Consider the following 12586-nt stretch of genomic DNA (forward strand, 5'->3'; position numbering starts at 1 on the left):
TTTCGTCCTAGCTGCCGTGCCGCTGTCGGGCCGCGAGCGTGCCGAGCGTCTCCAGCGCGCGCTCGACCGCCGGTGTCCACGGCCGACCGTAATTGAGTCGCAAATAGCGGCGGAAGCCGCCGGTCGTGGAGAAGATCGGTCCGGGTGCAATGCTCACGCCGTTCTCCATCGCATCGTCGAACAGGTGCATCGCATCCATGTGCGGCGGCAGTTCAATCCATAGAAAATATCCGCCGCGTGGCGCGAACACTTCGGTGTCAGCCGGAAAGTACGCGCGTACGGCCGACAGCATCTGCGCCTGGTGCGCGGCGAGATTGCGGCGCAGCTTGCGCAGGAAGCGGTCGTATGCGCCGTCGCGCAGGTAGCTCGAAATCGCCATCTGCGCGGGTACGTCGGCGGCCGGCGCGCTCGCGCCTTTGGCCTTGCGGATCTGCCGGACGAAGCGGCCTGCCGCGACCCAGCCGATCCGGAATCCGGGCGCGAGACATTTCGAGAACGACCCGCAATGCAGGACGAGCCCGCTGTCGTCATACAGTTTCGCGGGGCGCGTGGGCGCCGTGCCGAACTGCAATTCGCCATACACGTCGTCCTCGATCAGCGGCACGCCGCGGGACGCGAGCAGGTCGATCAGCGCGCGCTTGCGCTCGTCGGTCAGCGTCGCGCCGGTCGGGTTGTGGAACGACGTCATGAACCAGCACGCGCGCACCGGATGCGTGTCGAGCGCCTCGGCGAGCGCGTCGAGGTCGAGGCCCGTGCGCGGGTCGACCGGAATCTCGACCGCTTTCAGATGCAGGCTCTGAACGGCTTGCAGCACCGCGTGGAAGGCCGGCCGTTCGATCGCGACGATGTCGCCCGGGCGCGTCAGCGCCTGCAGGCTGAGCATCAGCGCTTCGGTCGCGCCCGTCGTGATGACGATTTCCTCGAGCGGCAGCGACGCGCCCGCGTTCAGGTAGCGCAACGCGATCTGACGGCGCAGCGCTTCGTTGCCGGGCGGCAAGCCTTCGAGCAGTTTCGTGCGGTCCATGTGGCGCGCGGCCGACGCGACCTGGCGCCACAGGCTGCTCATCGGGAACAGCGAATAGCTCGCGAATGCCGAGCCGAGCGGCACGATGTCGTCGCATTTGAGCGAGTCGAGCAGACGGAACAGCGCATCGTCGTCGCCGGGTTGCGCGGCGTCGTTTTGCGCGGCGCCCGGCTTGCGCGGCGGATCGCGCGCGAACCGCACGTGCTTGTCCGCGACGTTCGCAACGAAATAGCCGGAGCGCGCCCGCGCGACGATCAGGCCCTCGCTTTCGAGCGCGTAGTACGCACGAAACACCGTGGAAGGACTCACGCGATGCGCGCGGCATGCGGCCCGCACGGTGGGGATGCGCGCGCCGGGCGCCAGATCGCCGCGCCGGATCGCGTCGGCGATCGTCTGTGCCAGCACCGCATAGCGCTTCATGCGCGTTCTCCCGGCCATCGACCTCGATGACAAAGAGTAGTACGGCAGCCGTCACGTGCAAGCGCGCCCCACATCGCTGATCCGTATGTTTTATCGGCGCTCTGATCCTGTTCTTTCGTCTGACAAACGGGCATCCTCTCGCAAGCTTTGTTCCCGCTGTCCGACCGATACGGAATTCACGCTGCCCGACCGCGAATCCGTGACGCCCGCGCGTGTCGCGCGAGTCCTTTTCTGCGGCGTCCTTACCTTACCCGGAAGTATCCAGCGTGACATTGAAGACCCTCGTCGCGGGCCTCGCGGCCGGCATTGCCCTCAATCTGTTCAGCGGCGTGGCCGCCGCAGCCTGCGTCAACAATCCCGCCGCCCAGCCGAACGCGACGTTCCCCGCCGCGCTGACCGGCAAACTCGTCTATCACAGCTACGTCAAGTACGGCGACGGCACGAGCCAGTTGTTCCTCTACGATTTCTCGGCCCGTACGCTGACGCAACTCAGCAAGAGCGCGTGGGGCATCACCGATCCGATGAACGGCGTGTTCAGCCCCGACGGCAAGTGGCTCGCGTTCATGGGCATCCGCAACGGCGCATGGAACGTGTTCATGCTGCAGCTCGGCGCCGGCACGCCGCCCGTCAACATGACGAACAGCACGGGCGCCACGCGCAACGAAGACCCGAAGTTCAGCACGGACGGCAAGACGCTCGTGTTCAAGCAGAACGGCGACGTCAAGCAGGCGACGCTGTCGTACACGAGCGCGGGCCCGGTGTTCACGTCGGTCGTGAGCCTGACGAACGCGCCGGCCGGCGCCGAATATTCGATGCCGTTCCTCGCGCCGGACGCGAGCGCCGTGTACTACGCGACCGGCACCGGCTCGAACATGGGGCTGATGAAGCGCACGATCGCGACCGGCGCGACCGCCGTGTTCGATCGTCCGGCCGGGCTGCAGACGTACTACCCGACCGTGCGCGCGGACGGCATGGTGTACTACGCGCGCTGGAAGGACAGCGGCGGGGCCGACCAGATCTATGCGAAGACGGCGGACCCGGCCTCGACGCCGAGCGCGCTGGCGCTCAACGACTGCATGAGCAACAACTCGGACCCGGCGCCCGTCAGTGGTACGAACTACCTGTTCTTCTCGTCGACGACGGCCGGTGGTTATCAGCTCTACGTCGGCGACGTGACGACCGGCCAGCGCTGGAGCCTGTCGCAGTTCGGCGTGAATGCCGATGCGACGAAGGCGAAGCTCGGCGCGAACTACTACGGCGGCGCGGCCGCGGCACGCACGCTGCTGTCGCAGGGGCGGCCGGCCGCGGCGTCGGCAAGCTACAACGCATCGCTCACGCCGGACAAGGCATTCGACGGCAACACGACGAGCACGCGCTGGGATTCGCCGGAAGGCACTGGCGTCGATCCGCAATGGATCTCCGTCGATCTCGGCGCGACGAAGACCATCAGCAGCATCGATCTGTATTGGGATGCGGGCGCACTCGTCTACCAGATCCAGACGTCGAACGACAACGCGAACTGGACGACGATCTATTCGACGAGCAATGGCGTGTCGTATGGGCACGTGACGTTGCCGAACCTGAACGGACAGGGCCGTTACGTACGGATGGTTGGCACGAAGCGGGCGACGCAGTGGGGGTATTCGCTCGATGAAATGCAGGTGTGGGGATCGTAAGCGCTAGCGGGAAGGTGTGAAAGGCAGGGGAGGACGGCCCGCGTTGTGCGGGCCGGTAAATGGACCGTGCCGTGTCAGTGTGTCTTGGGTATCGGGTTCAGGTTCGGGCAGCAGTGGTCAGGGCATCCCGGGCCGAACGTGATCTCGACGCGACGCCCCGTATCGTCGAACTCGCTCGCGGGAAACGGCAACCTATAGATCCGCGCGATGATGGAATTTCGTTCGCCATAAATCGAAAATTGATCCAATGCTGCCTTGACGTTCGCGGCACGTCGTTGAGCTAGAGCCTTCGGATCTTGCTCCGTCGATTCCGCCAGTCCGACAATCGACACCGCATCGATAATCGAAAAGCGGTTGCGCATGTCGGTCGACCATACTGACAGTTTCGCCAGTTCGGCGATGGATAGGTCGCTCGAATCCTTGCTGAATCGAACATCAAAATCCCAACCCGGCAAGTTCGACGGACCTTCACATGCCAATACCGATTGTGTGCAGCTCAACGCGAGCGCTGTAAGGAATTTAGTCAATGTCAACGACGTACCCCGCGATGCTGTCGGCGTTGTTGATTGATAACTTGGGATGTGATCGTCCCCACCCAGGGAGCAACGGGGTAATCGTGTATTGGTCATCGGTTGACGACATAGTGTCGTGGAAATGAGTCGCTTCGTGAATGATAGTTGATACGTGCGAATCGGCATTCGCGGTCCACGGGCGCATCGTGCAGAATCGCTCGCCAATCGCGATCGTATGCGTCGTTGTGTCAGGCGCACACACGTGAGCGGCCTCGTTAATCGTTCCGCGCGGATGAGGAGTGCAACCCGTCGCTAGATCGCCGGCGCTACCGCTCCGAACGACGTTGTTTTCATTGAATGCCCGAACTACGCCAAGTACCTTCGTTAAACCCGTGAGCAAATGCATTCGAGTTTTGTCGTCGTCTCGACCGAACCACTTGAACACGCGATCTTTGTCTTGCTTTGACCACTTTTTCAAGTCGGCGATGCGAATCGTCAATCGATCGACTGCGCGCCCCTGTGCTACCGCAAACATCTTGCGAAATTCCGAGTTCGTCATGTTTTCGCAGATCGGACGCAAGTCGACGTCTGCGAATCGCTGTGAGCCCTCAATGGTGTTTGTCGTTGTCTCGGCAACGGTAGTTTGGTTTCCCATCTTCTCAGTCCTCGATGACCAGCTTCAAAATTTGCGCGTCTTCGGTTTGCACGCGTGCGGTACAACCATGCCGATCGCTCACGCCCGTTGCAAGTACGTTTCCGGCTCGATCCTTGATCCAATAGCGCACGTTGCTTAATCGCTGCTTTGTCCGCACGTCGCGGATCACGAATTGGTCGTCGTGGATACCGGGTGCCGCCATGTGCCGCGTGGGCGCCACTGCCGAACCCGCAGCGAACCGGTTCGCTGCATTTCCGCTACCGCTGTCGCTATAGAAAATCGTGCTGTCGCTCCCCGCGATCAGTCGGTTTCGACCGCATGGGCACAATACGGCGTCACCCTTCAGCGCAACACATCGCCCGTGGTGAATCATGCGCTGTGCGCCGCCCACTATCGGGAACGCCCCTTCGCAATTTCCGCATGTCGCCTTGTCGCCATCCAAGGCTACCTGTTTGCCGTGATTGAACATCGTGGACGTCACCGCGATGACGACACCGCCCGTTGTCGTCGGATCCCCATTTCTTGCTGCTCGTCGACTCATGGTCGTTTCCTCAATCGAAGTTGGTAAAGATCCAGTCGACCGAATCGGGATCGTAAATCGCGTATTGATCGATCTCCGCGCCTTCAATGACGACGGTCGGTGGCATATGTGCCAATGCTTCGGCCTCTGCATCGGCGATTTGCTCGGCGGTCCATGTATCCATCATGTCGAGCGTCTTGACGAACTCGGATAGTCCGGCTCGTGAATAGGCGGTTTCAATCCGATCGACCACGCTGTCAGGGAAGCGGATGGTGAAGTGGTCGCGATGCTCGACCGGCACGTCGAAGGATGCAAACGTGTAGGTCATCAGCGGATAGCCTGCATCGGAAACCACCAGACGGCCTCCGGTCGCCGCATACGCATAGTTCACGGCGATCAAAAGCCGGCCATGCTGCTCCATGAAATGACGGGTATCGACCTGCCGGAAATCGATTGGCCAGAAGTCGTCGTCGTGCGCAAGCGTCCGCGAACCTATGACTGCATCAACGGTGAAAGGTAGGTGCAAATGAACGGATCACTCGTGCAGACCATTTGCATATTGCCGCTATATGCTGAATCGATCGTGCCGGGTGCGCAGGGCCGCGTGGTGCTCAGGTGCTGAACCATCGCGTAAAGTTGGATCGACGAGTGAAGAAAATATGGACAATCGGCTTGTTCTTTTTCTGTCATGGGCTCGGATATCTCATGCATGAACGAGCTATGAACGTTCGCCGGGAATTGTTGCCGTGTCTATCGGACAAGTATGATTTTAGTTTGGATTCCGACTGAAAAGAGACGCCGTGACAATCGGCAATATTGAGTAGGCGTCAATTACTCGATTCCGAAGCGTGCTGTGCTTTGAATAAGCGACTCGCGAAAGCTTCCCGCCAACTTCGAACGCGTGATCGCGCTTATCGTCGCGCCGGACGACAGCGGGCGCGATTGCGCGATGGAATCGGAATGTCCGCTAGCGGGAATTCCCAAGCGCGGACGGGCGGCGTGTTCAGTGCGCCCTCCGCCGATTTCCGGCGAACGTCTTCTTGTGGCAGGAGCGCACCGGGAAGAGGAAAGTCGGCGATTACAACGGTAATGCCGTCAGTTGAAGCGGCGCGAAAGCATCGCGCCGAAAGGCTGAAACGTCCGTCTGGCTTTTTTGATCATGCCTTCGCAGTCGCTCGGCATGTTTCCTGCCGCACAGCGCCCGCCTCACGCATGCAGCACATGCGCCGGAAACGCCGGCCCGGCACTCGCCGCACCCTGCGCGAGCGGCGCCACCTGCTTGCGTCGCTCACGCGTCGGCGCGACGCCGAACGCGTCGCGATAGCTCTTGCTGAAGTGGCATGCCGACTGGAAACCGCACGCCATCGTGATGTGCATGATCGACATGTCGGTCTGCAGCAGCAGCTCGCGCGCACGGCGCAGCCGCAGCGTCAGGTAGTAATGCGTCGGCGTCATCCCGAGATGCTCGCGGAACAGGCGCTGCAATTGCCGCTGCGACATGTTCGCGAGCCGCGCGAGCTCCTCGCGCGACAGCGGCTCCTCGATGTTGTTCTCCATCAGCGAGATCACTTCGAACAGCGACTTGTTCGCCGAGCCGAGGCGGGCGACGAGCGGCATGCGTTGCTGCGCGCTCGTGTCGCGCACATGTTCGACGATGAACTGCTCGGCGATCTGCGTGACGCGCGCGGTGCCGACGCGCGCGGCGATCAGGTTCAGCATCATGTCGAGCGGCGCGACGCCGCCCGTGCACGTGATGCGGTCGCGGTCGATCACGAACAGTTCTTTCAGGAAGCGCGTGTCCGGAAACTCTTCCTTCAGCGCCGACATGTTCTCCCAGTGGATCGCGCACGCGTAGCCCGCGAGCAGCCCCGACTTCGCGAGTGCATAGGTGCCCGTGCACAGGCTGCCGAGCGGGAGCCCCATGCGTGCGAAGCGACGCAGCGTCGACAGGTGGGCGGACGTCGTCGCGCGCTGCACGTCGACGCCGCCGCACACGAATACGATGTCGGGTTGCCCCACGCATTCCGCCGGCCCCGTGTCGACCGTGAGGCCGTTGCTCGCCGTGACCGGACCGCCGTCCGGGCTGATCACCGACCAGCGGTAGAGCGGCTGGCCGCTCAGGTAGTTCGCCATCCGAAGCACCTCGATCGCATTGGTGAACGCGATCATCGTGAAGTTCGGTAACGGCATGAACGCGAAGTGGGACAGCGACGCTGTGCGGTCGGGCGACATGGGGAGCGTTCCTTGAATCTCTAATAGCTTTTGGCCCGGGGCACGAATCGGGCTGCGGTATTGTGTGAGCGAGTGCAACAAGCGTGCCATACGGCTAAACCCTAGCTCCAAGCGTTGTCTGGGCATCGGGCCGTTGCTGCACTGCACCGTATCCGGGAGAAGCCGCACGCGAACGTGCGGCAAACGCACTGCCGGTGTGCGTGTCCATAGGTGAACCATCGATACCGTTTCGGGCGCTCGTCCCGAAAAGCACGACCGGTCACTTGTACAAAACGGACGCGCATGGCGGAAAAGGCAAAGAACGCGTCTAAATTCATCAATCCGCCGAAAATCCGAACGACAAGAATAGAGCCGTCGGCAGCCTTGCACTGGACGAGCGGGAAACCCAGTGATGGCGGGCCTTGAGCTTCGGTTGCAGCCCTTTATTCTTCGTCACGGACGCACTATGTCGAACACTCAGCCTTTCTTCTCGCAGCCCCTTGCCGAGCGCGACGCGCCGGTGCGCAGCGCCATCCTGAAGGAACTCGAGCGTCAGCAGTCGCAAGTCGAGCTGATCGCGTCGGAAAACATCGTGTCGCGCGCCGTGCTCGAGGCGCAGGGCTCGGTACTGACCAACAAATACGCGGAAGGCTATCCCGGCAAGCGCTACTACGGCGGCTGCGAATTCGCCGATGAAGTCGAGGCGCTCGCGATCGAACGCGTGAAGCAGATCTTCAACGCCGGCTATGCGAACGTGCAGCCGCACTCGGGCGCGCAGGCGAACGGCTCGGTGATGCTCGCGCTCGCCAAGCCGGGCGACACGGTGCTCGGCATGTCGCTCGACGCGGGCGGCCACCTGACGCACGGCGCGAAGCCGGCGCTGTCGGGCAAGTGGTTCAACGCGGTCCAGTACGGCGTGAACCGCGACACGCTGCGCATCGACTACGACCAGGTCGAGGCGCTCGCCCACGAGCACAAGCCGAATCTCATCATCGCCGGCTTCTCGGCGTACCCGCGCGCGCTCGACTTCGCACGCTTTCGCGCGATCGCCGACAGTGTCGGCGCGAAGCTGATGGTCGACATGGCGCACATCGCCGGCGTGATCGCCGCGGGTCGCCACGCGAACCCGGTCGAGCACGCGCACGTCGTCACGTCGACCACGCACAAGACGCTGCGCGGCCCGCGCGGCGGCTTCGTGCTGACCAACGACGAGGACATTGCAAAGAAGATCAACTCGGCCGTGTTCCCCGGCCTGCAGGGCGGCCCGCTGATGCACGTGATCGCCGGCAAGGCCGTCGCGTTCGGCGAAGTACTGCATGCGGACTTCAAGACCTACATCGACAGCGTGCTCGCGAACGCGCAGGCGCTCGGCGAAGTGCTGAAGGCCGGCGGCGTCGATCTCGTCACGGGCGGCACCGACAACCACCTGCTGCTGGTCGACCTGCGCCCGAAGGGCCTGAAGGGCGCGCCGGTCGAGCAGGCGCTGGAACGCGCGGGCATCACCTGCAACAAGAACGGCATTCCGTTCGACACCGAGAAGCCGACGGTCACGTCGGGCATTCGCCTCGGCACGCCGGCCGGCACGACGCGCGGCTTCGGCGTCGCGGAGTTCCGCGAGATCGGCCGCCTGATCCTCGAAGTGTTCGACGCGCTGCGTGCGAACCCGGAAGGCGACCCGGCAACCGAACAGCGCGTGCGCCGCGAGATCTTCGCGCTCTGCGAGCGCTTCCCGATCTACTGATCGACCCACCCCACAAGAACAGTCACACGAGCGAGAGCAGATATGAGCACGCTGCATCAGGACAGCATCATCATCGACGGACTGAACATCTCGAAGTTCGAGAAGCCGGTGTTCGAGGACATGCGCAAGGGCGGCATCACGGCCGCGAACTGCACGGTGTCGGTGTGGGAGAACTTCACGAAGACCGTCGACAACATCGGCGTGATGAAGAAGAAGATCCGCGACAACGGCGAGCTGCTGACGCTCGTGCGCACGACGGACGACATCTTCCGCGCGAAGCAGGAAGGCAAGACCGGGATCATCCTCGGCTTCCAGAACGCGCATGCGTTCGAGGACAACCTCGGCTACATCGAGGCGTTCGCCGACATGGGCGTGCGCGTCGTGCAGCTTTGCTACAACACGCAGAACCTGGTCGGCACCGGCTGCTACGAACGCGACGGCGGCCTGTCGGACTTCGGCCGCGAAGTGATCACCGAGATGAACCGCGTCGGCATCATGGTCGACCTGTCGCACGTGGGCGGCAACACGTCGTCGGAAGCGATCGCGTTCTCGAAGAAGCCGGTGTGCTATTCGCACTGCCTGCCGTCGGGCCTGAAGGAACATCCGCGCAACAAGAGCGACGCGCAGTTGAAGGAAATCGCCGATGCGGGCGGCTTCGTCGGCGTGACGATGTTCGCGCCGTTCCTGAAGCGCGGCATCGAGGCGAACATCGACGACTACATCGAGGCGATCGACTACGTCGTGAACCTGATCGGCGAAGACGCGGTCGGCATCGGCACGGACTTCACGCAGGATTTCGCGAAGGAATTCTTCGACATGCTGACGCACGACAAGGGCCGCTATCGCCAACTGACGAACTTCGGCAAGGTGATCAACCCGGACGGCATCCGCACGATCGGCGAATTCCCGAACCTGACCGCCGCGATGGAACGCCACGGCTGGAAGGAGTCGCGGATTCGCAAGATCATGGGCGAGAACTGGGTGCGCGTGTTCAAGGACGTGTGGGGCGCGTAAGCGCCCGCCGAGCCGAACCGCACTCGTCGTTTCAACATAAAAAAATCGGGACGTGCCAGCGCAAGCCGCGCGGGCACGCGGACGATGTCGCGCCTGCGCACTGAGCTGCGCGGCCACTTTCCTCACGGAGTCACCACGATGCAACCGCAACTGCCGATCAACGTCGATCCCGATACCGGCGTCTGGACCACCGACGCGCTGCCGATGCTGTACGTGCCGCGCCATTTCTTCACGAACAACCACGTCGCCGTCGAGGAAGCGCTCGGCGTCGACGCGTATGCCGAGATCCTCTACAAGGCCGGCTACAAATCCGCCTACCACTGGTGCGACAAGGAAGCCAAGCTGCACGGCCTGACCGGCATGGCCGTGTTCGAGCACTACCTGAAGCGCCTGTCGCAACGCGGCTGGGGCCTGTTCTCGATCATCGAGGCCGACCCGGCGAGCGCCCGCGCGAAGATCGAACTGCGCCACTCGTCGTTCGTGCTCCAGCAGCCGGGCAAGGAAGGCAAGCTCTGCTACATGTTCGCGGGCTGGTTCGCGGGCGCGATGGACTGGGTCAACGACACGACGCCGGAAGGCAAGGGCGCGCCGCGCGCATACTCGAAGGAAGTGCAATGTGCGGCCGAGCATCACGATCACTGCATCTTCGAAGTGTCGCCGATCGCGAACTGATGCACTGACGCATTGATTCACTGAAGCAGAACAACACCCGCAACACGAGACATTCGAACGCCAGAGGTCGCCAGCGATGCGTTATCCCCACCTGTTCAAACCCATGCAGCTGAACCAGCTGACGCTGCGCAACCGGATCGTCAGCACCGCGCACGCGGAGGTGTATGCCGAGCCGGGCGGCCTGCCGGGCGACCGCTATATCCGCTACTACGAAGAAAAGGCGAAGGGGGGCGTCGGCCTGGCCATCTGCGGCGGGTCGAGCCCGGTATCGATCGACAGCCCGCAAGGCTGGTGGAAATCGGTGAACCTGTCGACCGACAAGATCATCGATCCGCTCACGCGCCTGGCCGACACGATGCACAAGCACGGCGCGAAGATCATGATCCAGGCGACGCACATGGGCCGCCGCTCGTCGTTCCACGGCGAGCACTGGCCGCACCTGATGTCGCCGTCGGGCGTGCGCGAACCCGTGCACCGCGGCAACGCGAAGATCATCGAGATCGAGGAAATCCGCCGCATCATCGGCGATTTCGCGGCGGCCGCGAAGCGCGTGAAGGCGGCCGGCATGGACGGCATCGAAATCTCCGCCGCGCACCAGCACCTGATCGACCAGTTCTGGAGCAAGCGTTCGAACCACCGCACCGACGAATGGGGCGGCAGCCTCGAAAACCGCCTGCGCTTCGGCATCGAAGTGCTGACGGCCGTGCGCGAGGCGGTCGGCAAGGATTTCTGCGTCGGCCTGCGCATGTGCGGCGACGAATTCCACGAGGACGGCCTCGATCACGAAGCGTTGAAGGAAATCGCGCAGGCGATGTCGGAGACGGGCCTGATCGACTACCTGAGCGTGGTCGGCTCGGGGGGCGATACGCACAACACGATCGCGAACTGCATGCCGCCGATGGCGTTGCCGCCGGAGCCGTTCGTGCACCTCGCAGCCGGCATCAAGTCGGTCGTGAAGATTCCGGTGATGCATGCGCAGAGCATCCGCGATGCGGGCCAGGCCGAGCGCCTGCTCGCGAACGGCATGATCGACCTGGTCGGCATGACGCGCGCGCAGATCGCCGATCCGCACATGGTGATCAAGATCCGCGACGGCCGCGAGGACGAAATCAAGCAGTGCGTCGGCGCGAACTACTGCATCGACCGCCAGTACAACGGCCTCGACGTGCTGTGCATCCAGAACGCGGCGACGTCGCGCGAAGCGACGATGCCGCACATCATCGAGAAGTCGCGCGGCCCGAAGCGCAAGGTCGTGGTGGTCGGCGCCGGCCCTGCGGGCCTCGAGGCGGCGCGTGTCGCGAAGCTGCGCGGCCACGACGTCGTGCTGTTCGAGAAGAACGCGGAAGTCGGCGGCCAGGTGATGATTGCCGCGAAGGCGCCGCAGCGCGAGCAGATGTCGGGGATCATCCGCTGGTTCGACATGGAAACGAAGCGCCTGGGCGTCGACCGGCGTCTCGGCGTGGCCGCCGACGAGAAGATGATCATGGCCGAGAAGCCGGACATCGTCGTGCTCGCCACCGGCGGTTCGAGCTTCACGTGGCAGGTGCCGGCGTGGGGTGTGGCCGAAGGCCTCGCCGTCAGCTCGTGGGACATCCTGACCGGCAAGGTCGAGCCAAAGCAGAACGTGCTGCTGTTCGACGGCGTGAGCACGCATGCGGGCGCCGGCGTGGCCGATTTCATGGCGAGCCGCGGCTCGAAGGTCGAGGTCGTCACGCCGGACGTGAAGGTCGCCGACGACTGCGGCGGCACCACGTTCCCGATCTTCTATCGGCGCCTGTACGCATTCGGAGTGATCCCGACGCCGAACACGATGCTCGATCGCGTCTATGAAGAGAACGGCAAGATGATCGCCGTGCTGCGCAACGAGTACACGGAAGAACTGGAAGAGCGCGCGGTCGACCAGGTGGTGATCGAGAACGGCTCGTCGCCGAACGACGAGCTGTACTGGAAGCTCAAGCCGGAATCGGTGAACCGCGGCCAGATCGATCCGCACACGCTGTTCGCGGCCGAGCCGCAGCCGTGCCTGTCGGAAGAACTCGGCAACGGCCGTTTCCTGCTGTTCCGTGTCGGCGACTGCATCTCGATGCACAACGTCCACGGCGCGATCTACGACTCGCTGCGTCTCGTGAAGGATTTCTAAA

General features: G+C 63.3%; 11 protein-coding genes. 5 read left to right on the forward strand and 6 right to left on the reverse strand.

The genetic code is table 11. From position 1 onward, the window contains the following. Window positions 1-7 precede the first annotated feature (7 nt). Window positions 8-1444, reverse strand: coding sequence for an aminotransferase-like domain-containing protein (locus tag KR541_RS22720; protein ID WP_216089802.1), 1437 nt, complete (start codon window positions 1442-1444; stop codon window positions 8-10). Between the two features lie 266 nt (window positions 1445-1710). On the opposite strand from KR541_RS22720, the gene KR541_RS22725 reads away from it, so the two are divergent. Beyond that, the gene (locus tag KR541_RS22725) at window positions 1711-3120 is read left to right on the forward strand and encodes a discoidin domain-containing protein (RefSeq protein ID WP_050012292.1); all 1410 of its coding nucleotides are present in this window, start codon (window positions 1711-1713) and stop codon (window positions 3118-3120) included. Between the two features lie 74 nt (window positions 3121-3194). Here the strand turns inward: KR541_RS22725 and KR541_RS22730 are convergent, their stop codons facing one another. From KR541_RS22730 to KR541_RS22750, 5 genes are all read right to left on the reverse strand, one after another. Beyond that, window positions 3195-3653 carry an OmpA family protein gene (locus KR541_RS22730; RefSeq protein ID WP_252996673.1) on the reverse strand — a complete coding sequence of 153 codons (459 nt, stop codon included), beginning with the start codon at window positions 3651-3653 and terminating at the stop codon, window positions 3195-3197. Next, on the reverse strand, window positions 3640-4287 hold the full coding sequence (locus KR541_RS22735) for a M35 family metalloendopeptidase (RefSeq protein ID WP_060734308.1): 648 nt from the start codon (window positions 4285-4287) through the stop codon (window positions 3640-3642). Before KR541_RS22735 ends, KR541_RS22730 begins: the two co-directional genes overlap by 14 nt. A gap of 4 nt (window positions 4288-4291) precedes the next feature. Then, the gene (locus tag KR541_RS22740; protein ID WP_089489639.1) at window positions 4292-4828 is read right to left on the reverse strand and encodes a PAAR domain-containing protein; all 537 of its coding nucleotides are present in this window, start codon (window positions 4826-4828) and stop codon (window positions 4292-4294) included. Window positions 4829-4838: 10 nt separating this feature from the next. Next, window positions 4839-5333, reverse strand: coding sequence for a hypothetical protein (locus KR541_RS22745; RefSeq protein WP_235356161.1), 495 nt, complete (start codon window positions 5331-5333; stop codon window positions 4839-4841). 680 nt (window positions 5334-6013) lie between these two features. Next, entirely contained in the window at window positions 6014-7129 is a 1116-nt protein-coding gene (locus KR541_RS22750; RefSeq protein ID WP_124594757.1) for a GlxA family transcriptional regulator, read from the reverse strand. A 355-nt stretch (window positions 7130-7484) separates the two neighbouring features. Between KR541_RS22750 and KR541_RS22755 the strand changes: the two genes are divergently transcribed. The 4 genes from KR541_RS22755 to KR541_RS22770 all read left to right on the forward strand — a co-directional run bounded on the left by KR541_RS22755 (window position 7485) and on the right by KR541_RS22770 (window position 12585). After that, window positions 7485-8759, forward strand: coding sequence for a serine hydroxymethyltransferase (locus tag KR541_RS22755; protein ID WP_050012294.1), 1275 nt, complete (start codon window positions 7485-7487; stop codon window positions 8757-8759). Window positions 8760-8801: 42 nt separating this feature from the next. After that, entirely contained in the window at window positions 8802-9773 is a 972-nt protein-coding gene (locus KR541_RS22760) for a dipeptidase (RefSeq protein ID WP_050012295.1), read from the forward strand. 138 nt (window positions 9774-9911) lie between these two features. After that, the gene (locus KR541_RS22765) at window positions 9912-10445 is read left to right on the forward strand and encodes a DUF5943 domain-containing protein (RefSeq protein ID WP_204384436.1); all 534 of its coding nucleotides are present in this window, start codon (window positions 9912-9914) and stop codon (window positions 10443-10445) included. A 76-nt stretch (window positions 10446-10521) separates the two neighbouring features. After that, complete coding sequence (locus tag KR541_RS22770; protein ID WP_006488987.1) at window positions 10522-12585, forward strand: NADH:flavin oxidoreductase; 2064 nt, start codon at window positions 10522-10524, stop codon at window positions 12583-12585. Window position 12586 lies beyond the last annotated feature (1 nt).

This window comes from Burkholderia sola, from assembly GCF_905400185.1.
Taxonomy (GTDB): domain Bacteria; phylum Pseudomonadota; class Gammaproteobacteria; order Burkholderiales; family Burkholderiaceae; genus Burkholderia; species Burkholderia sola.